The following is a 20,489-nucleotide window of genomic DNA, read 5'->3' as shown; positions in this document are numbered from 1 at the left end:
CATCACCTGCAGCTCGAACGCGAACTACGAGGGAGAACCGATGTCCAAAGCGGACGCAATCATCAGCGGCCTGGGCGGTGCCGACAACATCGTCGAGATCGAGGCCTGCATCACCCGCCTGCGCACCGAGGTCAAGGACGGCGCCAAGGTCGATGAGGCCGCGCTCAAGGCCGCAGGAGCCCACGGCGTGTTGAAGGCGGGCAGCGTCGTCCAGGTCATCGTCGGCCCCGAGGCGGACACGCTGGCCGAGGACATCGAGGACATCCTGTGAGCCTGTCCGTGCAGGCTCCACTGCCCGGCCGCGTGCTCGCCCTGGCCGACGTTCCCGACCCCGTGTTCGCCGGACAGATGGTGGGTTCCGGAGTCGCGATCGAACCGGCACGCGACCGTGGCGCCCTCGACGTGCTCGCGCCGATCTCGGGCAAGATCCTCAAACTGCACCCGCACGCGTTCGTCATCCTGGGCTCGGCGGGCGGTGGTGTGCTGGTGCACCTGGGAATCGACACCGTGAAGCTGAAGGGCGAGGGGTTCACCCTGCTGGCAGCGGAAGGCGATGGGGTCGACGCGGGTGACCCCGTGGTGCGGTTCGATCCGACCGAGATCGACGGCACCGGATACTCCGCCATCTGCCCGATCGTCGTGATGGACTCCAAGCCGGATTCGGTGTCCACCGACACCATCGGATCCGACGTGAGCACCGGCGACGCCCTGTTCGACTGGACGGCGCCGTAGAAACAGAGGGCAGCCGGGCTCAGACGCTGCGCTGAGCCCGCTCCCCCTGAACTTCCATCTGCAGTTGATAGCGATCGGACCGGTACCAGCTGCGGGTGTGCTCGACCGGTGTGGGACCACTGAAGGACACCCGGTCGAAGTACATCACCGGTGCGCCCTTCTTGATGCCGAGCAGGGTCGCGATCTCCTGGCTCGCCCCGTCGGCACTCACGGTCTGCTCCGCCCGGTCGATCGGCATGCCGTACTTGTCGGCGGTCGCCCGGTAGATCGAGCCGGTCAGGTCGAGGTCCAGCAGGCCGGGAAGCAGTGCGGCGTTGAACCAGCCGTCGTCGACGCTGACCGGTTCGCCGTCGGCCAGCCGCAGCCGTTTGACGTGATACGCGCTCGTGTCCGGTGCGATACGCAGCACCTTCGCGGTGGCCTCAGGGGCGGCGTCCTCTTCGCTCTGGAGCACCACCGTCGTCGGCTTGTGCCCCTGCGCCCGCATCTCCTCCGTGAACGACGCCAGGTGGAGTTTCGACTGCACCGGACGATGCGCCACGAACGTGCCCTTGCCACGCACCCGGACCAGGTGGCCGTCGTTGACGAGCTGACCGATCGCCTCACGAACGGTGATGCGACTGACGCCGTAGTCCTGCATCAGTTTTCGTTCACTCGTCATCAGATCGCCGGGCTGGAGTTCCTTTGTGCATTTGTGCAGCAGGATGGCACGGAGTTGCTCGTGCTTCGGAATCACGCTGTCGCGTAGATGTACGGGCATCATTCCGGCGGCTCCAGCTCAGTCATGGGTGGGGACACATCGGATCGGTCAGTCGAACCCAAAGGTCCCGTCCGGTCCGGTCCAACCTCGAGAATACGTGATCCGGACGTTCCGGCCTACCGTGTTACCTCGGCCAACGCCTCGAGGTACCTGCGCGTCATCACCCTCTGGACGACCCGGCCCGCGGGTCCGCCGAGCCGGGTGAACCACCGACCCGGTTTCGAGAACGCCGAGATGGTCGCGAGCACGGTGCCGTCCGGCCGCTGTTCGACGACGAACCTCTCCTCGCCGCGCTCGGGGTGACCCGGCAGCGTCCCGTAGGCGAATCCCTTGCGATGCGGTTCGTCGAGCACGTAGACGACCCGGCAGGAGAACGTCAGCCGAAGCGGACCGATGCCCCATCGCAGTTCGACCGACGTACCGGGCGCGGCCGTCGGGGTGTCGGCCCGCACGTCCAGCCCGGCGCCGCGGTGCATCCCCCACGCACAGAGGTGGGTGGCGGCTGCGTCGAATGCGTCTGCGCCGTAACCGATCACCTTCTGCTCGGTCAGATGGTGATATCCCGCGGGGAATGGAACGTCGCGGCTCGCACCCACCTCGGGGTATGTGAACGCAGGCAGGTCGTCTCGGGAGGCACTGATGGCGGTCGATCCTCTCGGTCCGGAAGTCACGAGCAGGTGGAAAGGCACGTTACCCGGCGCACGACCTCGAGGCCTTCAGGGGTGCCCGGCCAGTGCCGAGCAACGACCTGCGGACCTGCGCGGCGAATCACCGAACGAAGCGTGAGGCCGATGATGATCACGTCGTCGGCGTATCCGATGACAGGGACGAAATCGGGGATCAGATCGATCGGAACCGCGAGATAGACCAGCAGCAGAGCGAGCCGGACGCGCACACCCCGGGGCAGGTCCGGATCGGCTGCGAGCCGGCGCAGGAGACGGAGCAGATCCGGCAGCACCCGGGTCGTCTCCCCGATCCGGGTGCTGTCGGGGCTCGATCGCCACAGCACGAGCGCCAGCACCACCCAGACGGTCAGCAGGCCCGCTGCCGCGCCGATCAGGACGGGCCATGCCGCCGCCAAGACCTGCCCCGGATCCATACGGCCGCGCCTACTGCTCCGACCGGGCCGCGGGACGGATGTTCTGGTTCACGTGGAAGAGGTTGTCCGGATCGTACTTCGTCTTCACCTGTGCGAGCCGGTCGTAGTTGCCGAGGTAGGAGGCGCGCACGCGGTCTTCGCCCTCCGACATCATGAAATTGACGTACGCCCCGCCCGCTGTCGTCGGGTGGAGGGCCTCCCAGTACTGCTTGGCCCAGTCCGTGATGACCTCGGCGTTGGCCGGATCGGGGTCGACACCGACGATCACGCCGGCCCAACCGCCGTCCCGGTACGCGAACGCCGTGCCGTCCTCGGCGACCCGCGTCGCCGCGCCGTCGATGGGATACATGTGCATCGTCGAATGACCGGTGGGCAGCTGACGGCCGAACTCCAGATGGATGTCGATGGCGTCGTCCGAGATCTCCCGGATGAAGTCCGCGCGCCAGTACCACTGCAACCCGGCCGGGTACAGTGCGTCGAAGGCGGATTGCAATGCGGTGAAGGGCATTTCGCCGAGTCCGATCAGCAGTGGGTTTCCGAAGTCGCGGATCGGTTCGAGTACCGCGTCGGCCTTGCCCGGGTCGCCGGTGTAGCACCAGATGATGCCGCACGCCTTGCGTCCCCACAGTTCCTCGGGGAAGGGCGGCGCCGGCGGAATGGTCAGCAGCCCGATCCAGCCGTTGAGTTCCTCGGGCAGCGAGGGCAGGAGTTCGCGATACCAGCGCATCACCTCGGGGGTGTCTTCCAGGTCGTACAACACCGGACCTCCGACGATGGTGCCGTGGTCGCCGATGTCGTGACACGCGAACTGGAACGACGTGACCACACCGAAGTTTCCGCCGCCTCCGCGCAGCGCCCAGAACAGGTCCGGGTGCGATCGTTCGCTCGCCGTCACCAGGGTGCCGTCGGCGAGGACGACGTCGGCGCTGAGCAGGTTGTCGACGGTGAGACCGAACCGGCGTGTCAGGTAGCCGATTCCGCCGCCGAGCGTGAGCCCGCCGACCCCGGTGGACGCGATGAACCCGGACGGGGTGGCCATGCCGAACGGCACCGTCGCGTGGTCGACGTCGCTCCAGGTGCATCCGCCGTCCACCCGCACGGTGTGGTCGGCGGGCGAGACCGTGGTTGCGCGCATCCCCGACAGATCGATCACGAGGGCGTCGTCCCACACGCCGAGACCTCCTGCGTTGTGCCCGCCGCCGCGAACCGCGAGTTCGACGTGATGCTCCCTCCCGAACCGCACGCACGCGACGACATCCGCGGCGTTGGCGCATCGCGCGATGGCCGCGGGTCGACGGTCGATCATCGCGTTGTACACCGCACGCGCGTCGTCGTAGCCGGCGTCGTCGGGGGTGATCAACTCTCCGCGCAGAGACGCGGCCAGTTCCGCGTAGGGCGGCGGTGTCGTCGTCGACGGTGTCGAATTCGTGGTGGTGGTGCTCATGGCCTTCTCCTCGGATCGGCAGGCCCCGGAACGGGCGTAACCTGGTACTTCACACCGTAGGAATCCGGCGTTCGCGCACCGTTCGCGCCGACGCCCCACACGCGAACGGTGCAGCAACCGCACGCAGTCGCAGAACCTGCGGCAACCATCCGCGGTCGTCGTGTTGCTCGGCGGCGATCCGGGCGGCATCGAGCGTCGCGCGCGCCGCATCCATGTCCCCGACGCCGATCTGCACCTCCGCCAGGAGCGAGAGCCAGTACGGCGTGCGCGCGAACGCCCGCTGCCGCCGCAACTCGGCGAGCCCCTCGCGGATCTTCGCGATTCCCGGTTCGCCGCCGAGAAGCCGGCCTTCGAGTATCTGCGCCCACTGGCTGTAGTACGCGAAGTGGTAGCGCTCGCACAGCTCCCGCAACTCGGTGAGCGAGGCCAGCAGCGCGACGTCGTCACCGCTCAACTGGTGTAGCACCGACGCGTATCCCAACGCCACCGCGAGACTGTAGGGGTGACCGCAGGTTCTGCCGAGTGCAAGCGCATCCGCACACGACTGCGCGGCCGCCTGCTCGTCACCGATCATCCAGTACGCGTGCGACTTCCAGGCATGGGCATGCACCTCGAGCCTGGTCCCGAGGATGAAGGAATAGTCGTCGGAGAACGATCCCTGTGCGACGTCGAAATGTTCGATCGCTTCCCTCGGCCGGCCGAGACCGAGGGCTGCCCCCGCCACGGCGAATTGCGCCTGACCCTCGAATTCGGGATCGGCCGCGGACAGTTCGAGGGCACGCACGCCGATACCGTGGGCCTGCGCGGTGTGCCCCTGCACGAAGTGCACCGCGAACAATCCGATCAGAGCCGCGAGCACCACCTTCGGGCGGCGCAGACGCTGCCCCAGCTCCACGGTGCGGTCCAGGGTCTGCTCGAGCTCGGCGGAGGAGTACCCGTACAGGGTGGTCAGCGGCGCCGACATGCCCTGCCGCACGTCCACCTCGTGAGCGTCCCGGTTGCGGCCCACCGGCATCGCCTCGAGGAGATCGAGGCAGTCCCGGAAGTGCCGCAGAGCTTCCGCGTTCGCGAACACGCTGGCTGCCACCTCGGCGGCGCGCTGCAGATAGTGGAGCGCGCGGTCGGGGCGGCCGCCGCGCCGATACTGCTCGGCGAGTTGCGCTGCCACGTCGTCGGTGCGGCCGGCGTGGAGAAGTTCGAGTCCCTGTGCCAGGCGCCGATGCAGGAGCCAGCGTCGCGGCGGGCTGATCGAGCGGTACGCGGCCTCCCGGACCAGATCGTGCACGAAATCGTAGCCGGTGCCCGCCGGCCGGACGATCCTCCGCCGCCACAATTCGTCCACCGCCTGCACGAGAGAATCCGTGTCCAGGTCGCTCGCCTCGCTGAGCAGGTCCAGATCGAAATCCGTGCCGAGCGCAGCGGCGAGGCCGGCGACGTCCCGCGCGGGTTCCGAGCACTGTTCGAGCCGCCGCTGCAGCACCTCGCCGAGGTCGTCGGCGCCCCCGCCGCGCCCGGTAGCATCCGTGCCCGGCACCATCCTGGCGGCCTCCACGACGTACAGCGGGTAGCCCCCGGTCGCGGCGTACAGGACCGCCTCCTCGGAGGGGTTCAGCGCCCGGCCGCCGAGCGACCGCGCCAGTTCCGCCGTCCCGTCCGCGGTCAACGGGTCCACCTCGACGTCCGTGACCAGTCGTGCCGACCGGAGGGCCCGCAGCGCTTCCCGCACATCGTGGCGCGACCGCGCCTCGTCCGTGCGCGCGGTCGCGCCCACCAATACCCGCATCTGGGTGTCGAGTGAGAGCAGGAATGCCAGCCAGGCCGTCGTCTCGGCGTCGCACCACTGCAGATCGTCGAGGACCAGCAGGACCGGTCGGCCGGACGACAGCACCGCACGCGCCGTTCCCTCGAAGAACCGGTGACGCTGCCAGGCGTCGACCATCGCCCGGGACGTCGACGGACGCGGTCCGGACTCGGCGCTCGGAACCAGCCGTTCGACCTCGGCCCGCCACAACGGATTCAGGGAGCCGATCGCGGACCGAAATTCCGGGCTGCGCAGCCACTCTGCGACGGGAGCCAGCGCGACGCGGCCCGGCAGTCCGAAACACCGCGTGGTCGCCACCACCGCCCCGTCGGCGCGGGCGATCTCGGCGAGTTCGGTGGTCAACCGGGTCTTGCCGACCCCCGCGTCTCCCGAGACGAGCAGCAGTCCCTGCCTGCCGTCGAGGGACTGCCGCCACCGCCGTTGCAGCTCCCCGCGTTCACGCTCCCGCCCGATCAGAGCGGGCACCGCGGTCCGGACACGTTCGGGTCGGTGAGCAGCGGCGGCACCGGCCCTCGGGTGCTCCCCCAGCAGGTTGTCGAACAGCCTGCCGGTCGTCGCGCTCGGCGTGACCCCGAGTTCGGTCTCGAGAACGGCCGCGCATCGGTGGTAGGTGGTCATCGCCGCCGCCCGGTCGCCCGACGCGACCTGCAGTTCCATGAGCGTCCGGTACCCGACCTCCGCCAGCGGGTCGAGCTGGATACGCCGGCGTGCGCACGTCGTCGCCGTCTCGACATCACCCGACTCTCGCAGCACCCGCACCGTCGTCTCGCAGAGTTCGACGCACTGCCTGCGCAGCATCTCGCGGTGCTCGAGGACCCAGTCTTCGTACGTTCCGGGCATGAGCTCGCCGCGATAGGCGGCAAGGGCCGTCTCTGCGTGATCGAGAGAGGCCCCCGGATCGGAGTCGGCGAGCGCCGCGAAGGCGGCCGAACGCTCACTCCGGAACGTGTCGACGTCGACCCGGCACGACGGCGAGCCCGTCCACGTGAGCGTCGGTCCGTCTGCCGCGAGCGCACCGTCCGAGCCCAGGAGGCCGCGGAGGTTGTGCAGTTCCCGCCGGAGGTTGGTGCGGGCCTGCTGCTCACTCGACTCGGGCCAGAACAGCCCCGCGAGACGGGTCCTGGACTGAGCGAGACCGGCATGCAGCACGAGATAGGCCAGCAGCGCGATCGCCCGTGACGAGATGGGCCCGACCCTGACATCCTCCGGGTTCGATACACGCTGTTCGCCGAGCAGGTAGACCGTCAACATGACTGACCAGCTCCCGGTCGCGGAACGAGGCGAGCTTCCGCGTCCTCATCATCGCACGGTCAGCGGAAGTGCTGGTACAGCGCTTTCAGCTCCCGGATCGCGGCGTCCACCGCACGCTCGTCCGCACTGACCGATCGGATCGCCTTCCGCAGCAGCATCGGGTCGAGGTCGTCGATCGCCGCCCGGAAGTCGGCGTCGGGCAGGGCGGGCAGCGGGGACTCGTCACCGAACCAGTCGTCGACGTCCGCGTCGGAGGAGTCGCCGCCGACGCCGTCGATCAGCATGTCCAGGTCGACGCCGCGCAGCGTCAGGATTTCGAGTGGGTTCTCGTCGATGCGTTCGGTGGTGAGGTATGCGACCGCCGCCGCATGCTTGCACGGCCAGCCGTCGTCCGGGCAGGTGCAGTCGTAGTTCAGCGCGGACGCCCCGGCGGGCAGCAGCAGGGGCCCGAGAACCTCCGGGACTCCGCCGCCCGCCAGCATCGCGAGGCTGCCGGGTTGCCGACGCACCAGCGCGACGAGTTCCGCGACCTCCGCGTCGTCGAGGCGATCGATCGAGACGGTCGCGACGAACGGCTGGAGCTGACTGCCCTGCACCTCGCCCGTGACCATCCCACCGGCGATCTCGAGCGAGATCACCTGTCCGCTGCGCGCGTAGCTCCGCCCGCGGCTCATCCGGCCCTTGTCGGCGACGAACTCGATGATGTCCACGAACTCGCGGCCCCACCACGTGCGCCCGAACGATCCGCGCTGGGACCGTGCCTCCAGCCCGCCCGTCACCGGTCGACGCTTGCCGTACTGGCCGAAGTACGGCCCCGGTCGCCGATTCGTCATTCGCCCACCGCCTCGTCGCCGAGTCGCAGCAGTTCACCCAGTTGCTCGGTGCTCATCTCCGTCACCCAGTTCTCACCCGTCCCGACGGCGAGATCCGCCAGTTCCTGTTTGGTGGCGATCATCGCGTCGATCCGCTCCTCCAGGGTGCCGACGCACACGAGCTTGCGCACCTGCACGTCCCGCCGCTGACCGATCCGGAACGCCCGGTCCGTGGCCTGGTTCTCGACCGCCGGATTCCACCACCGGTCGAGGTGGACGACGTGATTGGCCGCGGTGAGGTTCAGGCCCGTCCCGCCCGCCTTCAGCGAGAGCATCATGATCGGCGGCCCGTCGTCGCCCTGGAACGAGGCCACCATGTCGTCGCGTTTCTGCTTGGAGACACCCCCGTGCAGAAACGGCACGGGGGTACCGAAACGCTCCGCGAGGTACGGGGTGACGAGATCGCCGAATTCCCGGAACTGGGTGAACAGCAACGCCTTCTCGCCGTCCGCGACCACGGAGTCCAGGATGTCCTCGACGAGCCCCAGCTTGCCGGAGCGGTGCTGCCCGCGCCGCATCACCGCCGACCCGTCGCGCAGGAAATGCGCCGGGTGGTTGCACACCTGCTTGAGTTTCGTCAGGGCGGCGAGGACGGCGCCCTTGCGCTTCATCCCCTTCTTGTCCTTGATCTGGGCCATCATGTCGTCGACCACCGCCCGGTACAGCGCGGCCTGCTCCGCGGTGAGGTTGGCGCGGACCGTCATCTCGAACTTGTCGGGGAGGTCGGCGATGACCGCGGGATCGGTCTTGACGCGGCGCAGCACGAACGGGGACGTGACCGCGCGGAGCCGGGCGACGGCCGTTTCGTCCTGCTCCCGCTCGATCGGCACCACGAAACGCTTGCGGAACATCGCCTCCGAGCCCAGAATGCCCGAGTTCGCGAAATCGAGGATCGAGCGCAGCTCGTCCAGGCGGTTCTCGACCGGCGTCCCGGTCAGCGCGACCCGGTGCGCCGCCGGAATGCTCCGCGCCGCCCGCGCCTGCGACGTCTTCGCGTTCTTGATGTGCTGCGCCTCGTCCAGCACGACGCGCCGCCAGTCCTGTTCCTTCAGGTGCGCGACGTCGCGGGCCAGCAGCGCGTACGTGGTGATCACCAGATCGCTCTGCGTCACGGCGGCGGTGAAGTCGTCACCGCTCAGCCGCTGCGGACCGTGGTGGACGAGCACCCGCAGCGAGGGAACGAAGCGCGCCGCCTCCCGCTGCCAGTTGCCGACCACCGACATCGGGCACACCAGCAAGGTGGGCGTCGCGGCGTTCTCGTGTGCCAGCAGCGCGAGCAATTGCAGCGTCTTGCCGAGACCCATGTCGTCGGCGAGGACCGCCCCGAGGCCGAGGCGGCTCATGAACACCAGCCAGTCCAGACCCCGCTTCTGGTAGGGCCGCAGCGTGGCGTCCAACCCGTCCGGGGTCGGCACGTCCTGAGGCTTCGTGTCGCCGTCCAGCAACGCGGCCGCCCAGCCGGTGGCCGTGACCTCCTCGACGGGAAGATCGGACAGATCGTCCGCGATCAGGTCCTTCAACAGGTCCACGATGGCCCGGTCGCCGCTGGCGTGCCGCTCCGCCACGTAGCGCGCGGCGCGGGAGAGCACCTCCTGATCCGCCCGGACCCACTCACCGCGCAACCGCACGAGGTCACTCTTCGAGTTGACCAGCCGATTCATCTCCGCGGCGGTGAGAACCGTGTCGCCGAGTGCCAGCTCCCAGTTGTACTGCACCAACTGGTCTTTGCCGACGGCCCGGTTCTCCGCGCTCGCCGGAGTGCTCGGCGAGCTCACTCTCAGACGCATCGACGGCGACGCCACACTCCACGCCCGCGGCAGCAGCAGGCTGATGCCCTTCTCCTTCAACGCCACCGCACCGTGCCCGACGAGGTCGATGACCACGGCGGTGGGCAACATCAGGTCCAGGCTGTCGGGGTCACTGGGGACGTCCTGCAGTCGCGGGTAGGCGGCCACGGCCTCCGTCAGCTTGCGCACCCCGATCTGCAGGCGGCTCGCGTCCGTGCGGTGCAAGGGAATCGGCACCGGCGCTTCGCCTTCCGGACGAAGGCAGACCTCCAGTCGCCACAGCACCGTGTCCGGATCCCAATCCCCCTCCACGTCCACGTCTTCCGGCTCGAGGAGCCGCAGCACCAGTTCGGGCTCGTCCACCTTGAGGCTGTCGCGCCAACCGTCCAGCGATCCCGACAGCTGGGCGGTGCCCTCGTCGAACTGGTCGCCGCGCACGAGCGCCGCGATCAGCGGATGGTCCGGGTCGCTGCCGGAATCGTCCGGGTGCCTGCGGTCGAGGACACGGCGGGCGACGGGGTCGGTCAGCTCGGTGACCATGTCGTCGAGCACGGCCCGGGGGGTCGTGCCGTGACGCTGCACCGGCGGCATCGCGACGGCGAGCTCCGTGAGCCATGCACGCTGCCGCTCTCCGCCGAGCAGCCGCCAGCGCGGCCACCAACCGCCCTCCGCGCGGTGTACCTCGGGCACCACCCGGCCGGCCCGAGCCCACCGCTCGACACCGCGGGCGACGTGGGCGAGGTAGCGCAGATCTCCGGCGATCCGGGGGTCGCGGGCCGACACCGACAGCAGGAACTCCGTCGCATCCGGTGGGGCGAGAGCGACCGCGGCCCATTCGAGCATCTCCGGCCCCGACGGCGTCGGCATCGGCACCTTCACGTGATGCCGGAACTTCCGTGCCAGCACCCGCCCGACCGCATCCGTCGGCTCCTCGGCGGCCGGATTCCGGTCCTCCACCCACAGCATGAGGCCCGAACCCGGTGTCCAGAGGCCGTGCAGCATGCACCCATCCAATCAGGCGCCACCGACAGCGGGACAAGTCCCTGCTCGAGACATGTAACCCTCGACGATATTCCACCGATGAACGAGGTGGCGGCTGTCCACGCCGGTAACTCACCGGGATCGCTGCCGAACGTGATCGCAGTGATCGGAGGAAGACAAATGGACATGGCACAGATGTTGCAGGTTCTCGTTCAACTCATTCAGGTCCTCGGACCGTTGATGGGTGGCGGCGGAGGCGGCGGAGGCACAGGCTCCCTGGGCAGCCTGTTCGGCTCCTGAGTTCTCACGAGAAGGCCCACCGACACCGGTTCGGTGGGCCTTCTTCGTGCCCGAACCCCGGCCCCGGTTCGTGATAGGACTGTGGGCGTGAGCATGGCATACGGCTTCAGCGAGTACGGCGGCCCCGAGACGCAGCAGTTCTTCGACGTCCCCGTTCCCTCCCCCGGCCCCGGACAGCTGCTGGTCGCCGTCCACGCGGCCGGCGTGAATCCTGCCGATTGGAAGGTGCGGGCGGGCACGCGCAAGGACACCGTGCCCGTGACCCTTCCCGCGGTTCTCGGCCGGGAGGTCGCCGGTGTGGTCGCGGAGGTCGGCCCCCGGGTGACCGGTTTCGCGATCGGCGACGCCGTGTTCGGCGCGACCGCGACCGGTTTCGGCGGATACACCGAGTACACCCTGGTCAACACGGCCTCGGCAGCGCACAAGCCGGACCCGGTCTCGTTCGCGGACGCCGCAACGCTCCCCGTTGCGGCGGGAACCGCGTACGACGCGCTGACCACCCTGGACCTGGCGCCCGGCAGTCGGTTGCTCGTCGTCGGCGCGGGCGGCGGCGTGGGCGTGGCCGCGCTGCAGTTGGCCGCGGCGCGGGACGTCATGGTGATCGGCGTCGCGAGCGAGAGCAAGCGTGAGGTCGTCGAATCCCTCGGCGCCACCTGGGTCGCGTCCGGAGACGGACTGGCCGCACGCCTACCCGGCCCGGTCGACGCCGTCTTCGACCTCGTCGGCGGTGACGCGCTCGCCGAGGCGGCGCGGGTGGTCACGGATCCGGCGGCGATCATCAGCGTCGGCGACCCGCTCGCGGCGCGCGATCTCGGCGGCGCGGGAGTGGAACGGCGCCGAACGTCCGCGGTGTTCGCGGAGGTGGCCGCGCTGGTGGCCGACGGAACCCTGGACCCGCGGGTCGCCCACCGATTCCCGTTCGCACATGCGGGTGACGCTCTCGCGATGGTCGAGTCCGGTCACACGAGCGGCAAGGTCGTGATCGAGATCGGTTAGCAGGTCTGGCTTTCACCCGTTCCGAGGTAGATGCTGGAGAGACGTAGCTGCCGGAAACTCTCGGGAGTCGGCCATGAGCATCCTGATCCAGGTTCTCGAACAGGGGTACGCGCTCACCACCCCGTGGGAGCAACGGAAGTACGCCTTCGTCGATGCCACGCACATCGTCACGATTCGACTGGACGGACAGTCGGGTGTGTGGCTCGACGGAATGAAACACGGTGAGGCACACCGACTTGCGGTCACCCCCGTCGCCAGCGAGGCGATCTTCTTCCTCCTCCGGACCCTCGACCTGCTCGCCGAGTGCAGGCAGAGCGGAGGTTCCTGGGTGATCGGACACGACGGCATGCACGTGTCCTCGATCGCCGCGGTGCGCCTGCCCTTCAGCTGAGCTGTCGGGGGCCCGGTGCATACTCCGGGTGGTAGGGGGAGATCGGTCGAGCGCCGGGGGACGCATGAGACTTCTGTACGTGGCCGCGTGGCTGGCGGCGATCCTGACGGTCTGCGGTTGCGGGGTGTCGCTTCTCGACCTCAGCGGCCCCGGCCCTGCGCCGGGTAGTCCGCCCCGCGCACATATCGAGGAGTTGCTCGGCCGGGTCGCGACTGTCGAGTCGCGTCCGCACCCCGGCGGATACCAGCGCGGCTGTTCCGGCAAGGAGTTGTGTGTATTCGGCCCGGCCTGGACCGACGACCAGGACGCCGCGGCCGGCCACGACGGGTGCGACACCCGCAACAACGTTCTCGCGCTCGATCTCCGCTCGGTGGCGTTCCGCGACGGCACCCGCGACTGCGTGGTGCTGAGCGGGATCCTCGCCGATCCGTATTCCGGCGAGGTGTTCCCATTCGACCGAGCTGACGCGAAAGCCGTTCAGATCGACCACGTCTACCCACTGGCGGCGGCGTGGGACATGGGCGCGTCGACGTGGTCGCCCGTGCGTCGGCTCCGGTTCGCCAACGACGTCACGTTCAATCTGCTGGCCGTCAACGGTGCGGACAATCTACTGGAGTGCGCGCGAGTTCCCTGACACTCGGATTGGCCCCGAGCGTGCATCTCGACTGCTCGAGGACGTGAAGGACTGGCTCAAGCAGCGGTGTTCGTTTTCGTCATTTACTGATTGATTTCATTAGTTACTCATGTAATCTGCTATCTCGTGGCGGATTCCGATACTCGAGCGGTGTCGATCATCGGTGCGGTCGGAACGCGTGATCACCCGAACGCGGTCGACGCGCCGACGGTGGAGCCGGGCCTCGCGGACGTGGTGACGCTGCAGAGAAGGCGTGCGGAGGTGGTGACCGCCGGCGAGGAGGAGGCGTTGTTCGCCGACACCATCGCGGAGTACCAGTGGGCGCGGGATGCGGCCGGGCTGGCGCCGGGCACGTTGGAACACCTGGTCCAGCCGGTGTTGGAGTTGTGCGATTACTTCGACGTGGTGGCCTGGCGGCTCACACCGCGACAACTCGACCAGTACTTCGCCGGACCGGGTAAGAGGGCACCGAGCACGATGCGGTCGAAGTCGACGAAGATCGATCACTATTTCGCGTTCTTGGAGCAGCGCTATGGGGGAGAGATCCTGCGTCGTTTCGGGGCAGCAGTGGAGTCGCCTATCGACGAGTTCAATCGGCCGATCCACCGCGGTGACTTCGGGTTGCGGGTCCCGCCGTCGCGGCGTGCGATGCGGGAGTTCTTCGGGCGGTGGCGGGAATCGCTGGATTCGGTGCGCAAACCGGTGGTGGGACGCCGCGACTATGTGATGGCGAAGCTGGCCTATGTCTCCGGTGTCCGGGCGGCCGAGCTCTGCGCGGTGAAGCTGGGGGACGTGCACTGGGAATCGGGCCAGTGGGGGCGGTTTCTCGTGCACGGCAAGGGATCACGTGGTTCCGGTCCGCGTCAGCGGCTGGCCTATTTGTTCGAGGAGGGGAGGGAACTGCTGTGGTGGTATGTCGAGGAGGTGCGCGGTGAGTTCGCAGACGACCCGCAGAACATGGCAGCTCCGCTGTTCCCCTCGGAGCGGATCCCGACGGCGGTCGCCGCGCTCAACGTGGTCGTGCCCGGACTGGCGGTGACGCCGTCGACGTTCCGTCGTGCGTTGCGCGCCGCGGGGAAGGCGCACTTGAGCGGCCCGGTCACCGAGATCTATCCTCATTTGCTGCGGCACGCCTGCGCCACGCACAACTACGAGCGGGGAATGGGGTTGTGGGAGGTGCAGAAATTGCTCGGCCACGATCGGCCGTCCACGACGGTCGCCTACCTGTCCACCGCACACGGCGACCCGGAGAAGGCCAGCCTGGCGTCCTCCGACCGCGCGGTGCAGCGGTTGCTGGTCGATCAAGGGAGCCTGCGATGAAGTGGAATCTGCGGATGACCGCTGCCCAACAAGACATTTGGCGTCCGAGTGAATTGCTGATCGCTTTCGAGCGGGTCGGGTTCACTCCGTCGCTGAGCAAGGTGGCGCAGCTGTGGAGTAAGAAGCCGATCAGTCTCCGGCTCGACGAGTTGGACAAGATCTGCGCCGCCCTGGACTGCACCGTCGCGGATCTGTTGGAGGCGGAGCCCGTGGCCGCGACTGACACCGACCGCAGTGCGGGGCGGGAGGCCGTTGGCGAGAACCGCCCAGGTGGTGGGCCCGTCCGGCCGACGCCCCGGACTGGACGAACAGGCGGGCGACGGTCCCTGCCACCGAACTGACAGGGCCGATCACGTGCCCCGACCCCGCCGGTTCGGTGAATGCCTCGGTTGTCACGGCTGGGGCCGCCTCCAGGCCGGACGCTTTTGCCCGCCGTGCCAGGCCTGGAACCGAGGGGGACTTGGTCTGCTGCAGCGCTGTGGGCGCTGCAGCCACAGCTCCCGGGTGAACCGCAACGGTCTCTGCCGACTCTGCCTGCTCTCGATCCGCACGACGGACAAGACCTGGTTGGCCGGGCCCGCGCCGCAGCGTCCGACGCAACTGTTCCTCCTGCTCGACGGGGTGCAGATCACGAACGCTCGCGGACTGAACCGTGGCCTCTCGGCGGTCGCCTCACCGGCGTCGCTGCCGCCGCGGAATCCCACCTGGGTCTGCGCTGCCCTCGAACAGTCCACGGTGTCCAACGACCCGACCATCTGTCCGGCCTTGCCCTCGGGGCAACTGGTCTTGATGCGTCCGCCGCGCACCTTCACTGTCGCCCTGGCCACCCGCATCACCGGCCGCTCCGCCACCGGCTTCGCCGCGGCCGCGGAGGTCGCACGCAACTACAACGCCGAGTTGGCGCGTTCGACACGATCGCGATCGACACTGCTTCGCATCCTGGGGCTGGTGTTGGCTGCCGCGGAGGCTGAGGGTTACCTGCGGGTTCCGCAGGAATGGCTGGCCGACGCACCCCTGTCCGAGTCGATCACCGAGGTCCTCCGCCGTGCGGAGCTGTTGGCTGCAGGGAACGGTCCGCGGCCCCAGCCGCGGCACCGCTCGCCGTCCGGTTTCTTTCCGGGCGAACCGCGGTCCTGCACCGACTGCCACTGCTGGGGCCTGGAAACGCTCTGTTCGGGCTGTCGGTGGTGGCGCAGCACCCGTCATCTCGGGGACTGCTCCCGCTGCCTGCGCACCCATCTGCATGTCGGCTTACTCGACGATGGCGATGAGATGTTCTGCCGGGCATGCACAGTGGTGCTTCGATTCGACGGACTCCACGCATTGCCCGGCGGAGCGACACAGCTGAGCTTGGGTGGCCCATTCGCCCCACGCCTCCACACTCCGGAGGGGATGCTCGGTTATCGCCCCACGAGATGGAAGGCGCAAGACCTGGCCCGGGCCCGGCGTCCGGAACCGCCGCCGGTCTCGGCGCACCTGGTCGATCCGAACCAGCCGGAACTGTTTACGTTGCAACGAAACTGGTTATCGATCACAGTCGACACCGTTCTGCCCTCGCTCACACCTGCCGCCCGCGAGGTCATCGCCGCCGTCACCGAGCACGCTGCAACCAGTCGATGGGCCACGGACTCGGTGCGCGCGATCGTGCGCAGCCTCGAGATCCTGCTGGGTTGGCTCGGTGCCGAAGCGCCGATCCGGGAGGACGATGTCCTCGCGTTGCGAACCACACACGTCCGCACTACCGGCACCCGGGTAATCGCCTTCCTCGCCGAACGCAACCTGCTCGTCCCGTCGGAGAGCAGATCGGTCAGCGCCCATCAACGGTGGGTCACCGCACGGATCGCCACCCTCAACCAATCCATCGCGGCTGAACTGCATATCTGGGTTCAGGTCATGCTCGGTCACGGACGTCGACGGCGACATCCCCGGTCGTGGAGGGTGATCCGCAACTACCTCGCGATCGCAATGCCGACTCTGACCGGCTGGAGCGCCGACCACACGAGCCTGCGCGAGATCACCCACACCGACATCCGCACCGAGTTCCGAGATCTCACCGGCGCGACGGCGCACACCCTGCGCACCGGACTGCGCAGCATCTTCGTCGCGCTCAAGCAGGAACGAGTGATCTTCCGCGACCCGACTCGCGGAATCAGGCTCGCCCGAGTCGAGAACCTGCCCACCCAGCTCCGTGAAGACCAACTCCGGGGACTCATCAACCGCGTCGACCGGCCGTTCGACAAACTCGTCATCGCTCTGGCCGCGATCCACGCGTTGGGCAATCAGGACCTCCGAAACCTCACCCTTGCCGATGTCGACACCGCACAAGGCAGACTCATCGTCCGCCGCACAGGGCGCTCACACATCGTCTACCTCGACGAGCTCACCCTCGGGTTGCTACTCCAATGGCTCGATGCCCGAATCAGCCAGTGGCCAACGAGCACCAACCCGCATCTACTCACCACGACGCTCGGCGCCGTCGCCCTCCACGCACCTGCCGTGTCACACGCGACGATCTCGAACGTATTCCGCACAGTCGGTGTTCAAGGCCGGCACATCCGGTTCGATCGGATCCTGCACGAAGCCCGGACCACCGCCGACCCGATCCACCTCATGCGCGTCTTCGGAATCTGCGCTAACACCGCCATGCGCTACCTCCACGCCGCGCACCCCGAACGCGCCGCCGCACCACCAGCCCTCTGAGATTGAGTACTTCACCCAACGCAATCGGCTCCTTCAGCCGAACACTCCACGCTCAACTCGGCACGCCGCAACGACGCTTGGTTTCGACGAACCCGCACCATATCCTCACCAAGAACGGCGCAAGTAGTGCAAGTTCCGGCATCCAAGACTCGAGAATCCCGGAACCCGCTCGCTAAAGGACAAGGGCGACCAGACCCCGCAGGACTGGCTGCCGCCGAATCCGGCATACCACTGCTTCTACGCGGGCAAGTACCTGTCGGTGGCGGTGGAGTACGGGCTTCCGGTGACGCTGGCGGACCGCGACGCGCTCGCCGAAGTGGCGGAGAAGTGTTCGTGAGCGCCCCCGGCGACGGCGCCTCAGGCCACGGTGAAGGAACGCGTGTGCCAGCCGGTGGCGCCACCCGGAATCGGCGGCGTCCGCTCCTCCACCTGAACGTTGCCGTCCAGATCCGTGGCCCGCACCTGAAGGGTGTGCAGGCCGGACGTGGCCTGCCACTCCCACGTCCACTGCCGCCAGGTGTCGATGGTGTACTGCGGGGCGAGGGTCGCGGTCTGCCACTCGCCGTTGTCGACCCGCACCTCCACCTTCTCGATGCCGCGGTGCTGCGCCCATGCTGTTCCGGCGACGAGCACCGGCCCCGGCGCGGTGGGCGCGAACGGGGCGGGCACGTCGATCCGGGACGCGGTCTTGATCGGACCTTTCGCGGACCATCCGCGCTTGGTCCAGTAGGCCTCCGCCTCGTCGAATCGCGTGAGTTCCCAATCCACCACCCATTTGGTCGCCGATACGTAGCCGTAGAGACCGGGGACGACCTGCCGGACCGGATAGCCGTGCTCGAACGGCAACGGCTGACCGTTCATCGCCACCGCGAGAATCGCGTCGCGTCCGTCACGCAACGCCTCGACCGGGGTGCCCGCCGTGAAGTCGTCGCTACTCGTGGACAGCAGCATGTCGGCGTCGGGGTGCACGCCGGCCTCGTCGAGGATGTCCTTGATCGGGTAGCCGATCCACGTCGCGTTGCCGACGAGGTTTCCGCCGACCTCGTTGGACACGCACGTCAATGTGATCACCCGTTCGACGGGCGTCCTCGCGACCAGGTCGTCCCACGTCAGCGTCAGCTCGCGGTCGACCATGCCGTGGATGCGCAGTTGCCAGTCGTCCGTCGTCAACCGCGGGACCCGCAGTGCGGTGTCGATCCGGTAGAACTCCTCGTTCGACGTGACGAACGGGGTGGCGCCCGGCACGTCGATGTCGGTGCCCGGAGAGATCGGGGCCGCCCGGTCCGTCACGTCGGGAACGGCGAAGGCGCGGCGGTTGTCCAGAGCTCCCGCGGCTTGCTGCCCGAGGTACCGGCCGGCGGCTCCCGCGGCCGCGGCCGTCGCGGCGGCGGCCGCGGCCAGCAGAAGAAACGTCCGGCGCGGCAACCACGAATCCTCGGCATCGGAATCCTCGGGCGCCCGCGCGGCGGTCGTCAGCACCCGCAGAACCGCGATTCCGGCGACGACCCCCACCACGGTCGGCAACGCAAACATCCACGTGGCGCTGGGACGCTGGGTCGAGGCGTAGATTCCCGCCAGCCCGAGAACCGCGAGGATCGCGCTGCCGAACGGGGCGCGGGGGCGCTCGACGATGCCCGCGATCGCGGCAAGGACCACGATGAGGATCGTCATGCCGACGAACAGAGCGGGTTTGTCGTTGGTGCCGAACGTGTCGATCGCGAACTCGCGAGCCCAGGCGGGACTGCGGTCCACCGTCGTCGATCCGACCGCATAGAAAGGCGATGAGTTCGGGTCGATCAGCACCGACAGCAGTTCGCCCACCCCGAGCACGACGCCGGCGGCGATCACTCCGGCGAGCGCGCGGGAGAACAGGTGCCGCCGTCTCCGGGGCGTCCGCGCCGCCTCGTGCCGGTCACCGATCGTCGTAGTCATCGCAGCCCTGCTCCTTTGCCGTCGTCACCGTGTATTCGGAGCTGAGAACGCGCACGGATGGGAGCCCACTACTAGTATTTACCGGATGAACCAGCTCGACAAAGACACCCTTCTCTGCATCTCGCTGTCCGGCCGACCGAGCAACATCGGCACCCGATTCCACAATTATCTGTACGGCGAGCTGGGCCTCAATTTCGTCTACAAAGCCTTCACCACGAACGACCTCCAGGCCGCGGTCGGCGGCATCCGCGCGCTGGGGATCCGCGGTGCCGGCGTCTCCATGCCGTTCAAGGAGCAGATCATCGAGTACGTCGACGTGATGCACGAATCGGCGTCGGTCATCGAGTCCGTCAACACCGTGGTCAACGAGGACGGGGTGTTGCACGCCTACAACACCGATTATCAGGCCATCGCGAACCTGTTGCGCGACAACGCGTTGCCCCACTCGCTGTCGGTAGCGGTGGCCGGGAGCGGCGGAATGGCCAAAGCTGTGGTCGCCGCCGTGCGCGACTACGGCTTCACGGACGTCACCGTGGTCGCCCGCAACGAGACGACGGGCGGCGCCGTCGCGAAGCAGTACGGATTCGACTGGCAACCCGAACTCGGCGCAGCACGGCCGGGGCTCCTGATCAATGCCACCCCGGTCGGCATGGCGGGCGGACCCGAAGCCGACGATCTGGCGTTCGCACTCGACGCGATCGACGCGGCGGAGGCCGTGTTCGACGTGGTTGCCATGCCCGCCGCGACGCCGCTGATCCGTGCCGCGGCCGAGCGCCACAAGACCGTCATCACCGGTGCCGAGGTGATCGCACTGCAGGCCGCGGAGCAGTTCGTCCTCTACACCGGTGTGCGTCCGTCCCCCGAAGAGATCCGCAGGGCCTCCGAGTACTCACGGTCGTGAGGTGAGCACCGAGGAGACACCCGCGCAACGGCTCGCACGCAACTTCAGCGAGCTGCTGCAGGAACTCCGTGTCGCGCAGGCCGGCGTGCAGATCCTGTTCGCCTTCCTCCTCGCGGTCGCGTTCACCGAGGCGTACGAGGAGCAGTCGTTCGGCCTGCGCATGCTCCATCTCGTCACGGTGCTCCTGGCAACGGTGTCCTCGGCCCTGCTCATCGCCCCGGCGGTCTGGCACCGGGTGCTGTTCCGTCAGGGCCGCCGGGTCGACATCCTGCGGAAGGCCAACCTGTTCGCACTGTGGGGTGTCGGATTTCTCGCCGCGGCCATGACCGGCACCGTGCTCCTGATTGCCGAAGTGGCAGTGGGCGGTCCGGTCGCGATCGTGATCGGCGTGGTGGCCGCGCTGATGTTCGCGACACTGTGGTTCGCGTTTCCCCGCCTTTTCGATCACGATCCCGGCGGCGAGGACTAGGGACAAAGCCGTGTAGTTAGCGGGGACGGCTGGCGGTCAAGAATGCGGGTCTTGGGCGTGTCGTGCGCGAATGGGTAGCGGAGCTCCGGTAGAAGAGG

The 20,489-nt window shown here is 68.3% G+C and carries 17 protein-coding genes and 2 pseudogenes; 11 read left to right on the top strand and 8 right to left on the bottom strand.

The features are described from left to right. Nucleotides 1-40: 40 nt before the first annotated feature. Nucleotides 41-271 (top strand): glucose PTS transporter subunit EIIB, encoded by a 231-nt coding sequence (locus ACFVJ3_RS45160; RefSeq protein ID WP_005563039.1) that lies wholly within the window; start codon nt 41-43, stop codon nt 269-271. Beyond that, nucleotides 268-732 (top strand): PTS glucose transporter subunit IIA, encoded by a 465-nt coding sequence (locus tag ACFVJ3_RS45155; protein WP_378458257.1) that lies wholly within the window; start codon nt 268-270, stop codon nt 730-732. The genes ACFVJ3_RS45160 and ACFVJ3_RS45155 overlap by 4 nt, the downstream gene beginning before the upstream one ends. A 19-nt stretch (nt 733-751) precedes the next feature. Here ACFVJ3_RS45155 and ACFVJ3_RS45150 read toward each other — a convergent pair whose 3' ends face one another. From ACFVJ3_RS45150 to ACFVJ3_RS45120, 7 genes are all read right to left on the bottom strand, one after another. Then, nucleotides 752-1,495, bottom strand: a complete 744-nt coding sequence (locus ACFVJ3_RS45150; RefSeq protein WP_378458256.1) for a GntR family transcriptional regulator — start codon at nt 1,493-1,495, stop codon at nt 752-754. A gap of 113 nt (nt 1,496-1,608) precedes the next feature. Next, nucleotides 1,609-2,112: a DUF1990 family protein gene (locus ACFVJ3_RS45145; RefSeq protein WP_378458267.1), complete on the bottom strand. Its 504-nt coding sequence runs from the start codon at nt 2,110-2,112 to the stop codon at nt 1,609-1,611. A 47-nt stretch (nt 2,113-2,159) separates the two neighbouring features. Then, on the bottom strand, nt 2,160-2,591 hold the full coding sequence (locus ACFVJ3_RS45140; protein ID WP_378458255.1) for a YkvA family protein: 432 nt from the start codon (nt 2,589-2,591) through the stop codon (nt 2,160-2,162). 10 nt (nt 2,592-2,601) lie between these two features. Then, a complete protein-coding gene (locus ACFVJ3_RS45135; protein WP_378458254.1) occupies nt 2,602-4,035 on the bottom strand; it encodes an FAD-binding oxidoreductase in 1,434 nt (477 codons plus the stop codon). 49 nt (nt 4,036-4,084) lie between these two features. Next, nucleotides 4,085-7,108: an ATP-binding protein gene (locus tag ACFVJ3_RS45130; protein ID WP_378458253.1), complete on the bottom strand. Its 3,024-nt coding sequence runs from the start codon at nt 7,106-7,108 to the stop codon at nt 4,085-4,087. Between the two features lie 59 nt (nt 7,109-7,167). Continuing rightward, nucleotides 7,168-7,941: an SWIM zinc finger family protein gene (locus ACFVJ3_RS45125; protein WP_378458252.1), complete on the bottom strand. Its 774-nt coding sequence runs from the start codon at nt 7,939-7,941 to the stop codon at nt 7,168-7,170. Then, nucleotides 7,938-10,769 carry a DEAD/DEAH box helicase gene (locus ACFVJ3_RS45120; RefSeq protein ID WP_378458251.1) on the bottom strand — a complete coding sequence of 944 codons (2,832 nt, stop codon included), beginning with the start codon at nt 10,767-10,769 and terminating at the stop codon, nt 7,938-7,940. Before ACFVJ3_RS45120 ends, ACFVJ3_RS45125 begins: the two co-directional genes overlap by 4 nt. A gap of 372 nt (nt 10,770-11,141) precedes the next feature. On the opposite strand from ACFVJ3_RS45120, the gene ACFVJ3_RS45115 reads away from it, so the two are divergent. The 7 genes and pseudogenes from ACFVJ3_RS45115 to ACFVJ3_RS45085 all read left to right on the top strand — a co-directional run. Next, nucleotides 11,142-12,044, top strand: a complete 903-nt coding sequence (locus ACFVJ3_RS45115) for an NADP-dependent oxidoreductase (RefSeq protein ID WP_378458266.1) — start codon at nt 11,142-11,144, stop codon at nt 12,042-12,044. A gap of 73 nt (nt 12,045-12,117) precedes the next feature. Beyond that, nucleotides 12,118-12,435: a hypothetical protein gene (locus ACFVJ3_RS45110; RefSeq protein WP_087558530.1), complete on the top strand. Its 318-nt coding sequence runs from the start codon at nt 12,118-12,120 to the stop codon at nt 12,433-12,435. 64 nt (nt 12,436-12,499) lie between these two features. Continuing rightward, nucleotides 12,500-13,066, top strand: a pseudogene (locus tag ACFVJ3_RS45105) (HNH endonuclease family protein); the annotation flags it as partial. A gap of 153 nt (nt 13,067-13,219) precedes the next feature. Further along, on the top strand, nt 13,220-14,389 hold the full coding sequence (locus tag ACFVJ3_RS45100; protein ID WP_378458250.1) for a tyrosine-type recombinase/integrase: 1,170 nt from the start codon (nt 13,220-13,222) through the stop codon (nt 14,387-14,389). After that, nucleotides 14,386-14,730, top strand: a complete 345-nt coding sequence (locus ACFVJ3_RS45095) for a helix-turn-helix domain-containing protein (protein WP_378458249.1) — start codon at nt 14,386-14,388, stop codon at nt 14,728-14,730. The genes ACFVJ3_RS45100 and ACFVJ3_RS45095 overlap by 4 nt, the downstream gene beginning before the upstream one ends. A gap of 163 nt (nt 14,731-14,893) precedes the next feature. After that, nucleotides 14,894-17,089, top strand: a complete 2,196-nt coding sequence (locus tag ACFVJ3_RS45090) for a hypothetical protein (RefSeq protein WP_378458248.1) — start codon at nt 14,894-14,896, stop codon at nt 17,087-17,089. Nucleotides 17,090-17,264: 175 nt separating this feature from the next. Continuing rightward, nucleotides 17,265-17,426 (top strand): annotated as a pseudogene (locus tag ACFVJ3_RS45085) (deoxyribonuclease); the annotation flags it as partial. A 20-nt stretch (nt 17,427-17,446) separates the two neighbouring features. Here ACFVJ3_RS45085 and ACFVJ3_RS45080 read toward each other — a convergent pair. Then, nucleotides 17,447-19,021, bottom strand: a complete 1,575-nt coding sequence (locus tag ACFVJ3_RS45080) for a molybdopterin-dependent oxidoreductase (protein WP_378458247.1) — start codon at nt 19,019-19,021, stop codon at nt 17,447-17,449. Between the two features lie 85 nt (nt 19,022-19,106). Between ACFVJ3_RS45080 and ACFVJ3_RS45075 the strand changes: the two genes are divergently transcribed. Both ACFVJ3_RS45075 and ACFVJ3_RS45070 read left to right on the top strand, forming a co-directional pair. Continuing rightward, on the top strand, nt 19,107-19,922 hold the full coding sequence (locus ACFVJ3_RS45075) for a shikimate 5-dehydrogenase (protein ID WP_378458246.1): 816 nt from the start codon (nt 19,107-19,109) through the stop codon (nt 19,920-19,922). 1 nt (nt 19,923) lies between these two features. Beyond that, entirely contained in the window at nt 19,924-20,391 is a 468-nt protein-coding gene (locus ACFVJ3_RS45070) for a DUF6328 family protein (RefSeq protein WP_378458245.1), read from the top strand. The last annotated feature ends 98 nt before the right edge of the window (nt 20,392-20,489 follow it).

It is taken from the genome of Rhodococcus sp. NPDC127593, assembly GCF_042671975.1.
Classification (GTDB): Bacteria; Actinomycetota; Actinomycetes; order Mycobacteriales; family Mycobacteriaceae; genus Rhodococcus_F.
Note: the sequence above shows the minus strand (reverse complement) of the source record. Positions and strands in the feature narration are given on the sequence as shown.

Excerpts from the sequence above, each read along its gene's own strand:
- ACFVJ3_RS45160 (WP_005563039.1), top strand. The coding sequence starts at position 41 with ATGTCCAAAGCGGACGCAATCATCAGCGGCCTGGGCGGTGCCGACAAC.
- ACFVJ3_RS45150 (WP_378458256.1), bottom strand. The coding sequence starts at position 1,495 with ATGATGCCCGTACATCTACGCGACAGCGTGATTCCGAAGCACGAGCAA.
- ACFVJ3_RS45140 (WP_378458255.1), bottom strand. The coding sequence starts at position 2,591 with ATGGATCCGGGGCAGGTCTTGGCGGCGGCATGGCCCGTCCTGATCGGC.
- ACFVJ3_RS45135 (WP_378458254.1), bottom strand. The coding sequence starts at position 4,035 with ATGAGCACCACCACCACGAATTCGACACCGTCGACGACGACACCGCCG.
- ACFVJ3_RS45130 (WP_378458253.1), bottom strand. The coding sequence starts at position 7,108 with ATGTTGACGGTCTACCTGCTCGGCGAACAGCGTGTATCGAACCCGGAG.
- ACFVJ3_RS45125 (WP_378458252.1), bottom strand. The coding sequence starts at position 7,941 with ATGACGAATCGGCGACCGGGGCCGTACTTCGGCCAGTACGGCAAGCGT.
- ACFVJ3_RS45120 (WP_378458251.1), bottom strand. The coding sequence starts at position 10,769 with ATGCTGCACGGCCTCTGGACACCGGGTTCGGGCCTCATGCTGTGGGTG.
- ACFVJ3_RS45115 (WP_378458266.1), top strand. The coding sequence starts at position 11,142 with ATGGCATACGGCTTCAGCGAGTACGGCGGCCCCGAGACGCAGCAGTTC.
- ACFVJ3_RS45110 (WP_087558530.1), top strand. The coding sequence starts at position 12,118 with ATGAGCATCCTGATCCAGGTTCTCGAACAGGGGTACGCGCTCACCACC.
- ACFVJ3_RS45095 (WP_378458249.1), top strand. The coding sequence starts at position 14,386 with ATGAAGTGGAATCTGCGGATGACCGCTGCCCAACAAGACATTTGGCGT.
- ACFVJ3_RS45080 (WP_378458247.1), bottom strand. The coding sequence starts at position 19,021 with ATGACTACGACGATCGGTGACCGGCACGAGGCGGCGCGGACGCCCCGG.
- ACFVJ3_RS45075 (WP_378458246.1), top strand. The coding sequence starts at position 19,107 with ATGAACCAGCTCGACAAAGACACCCTTCTCTGCATCTCGCTGTCCGGC.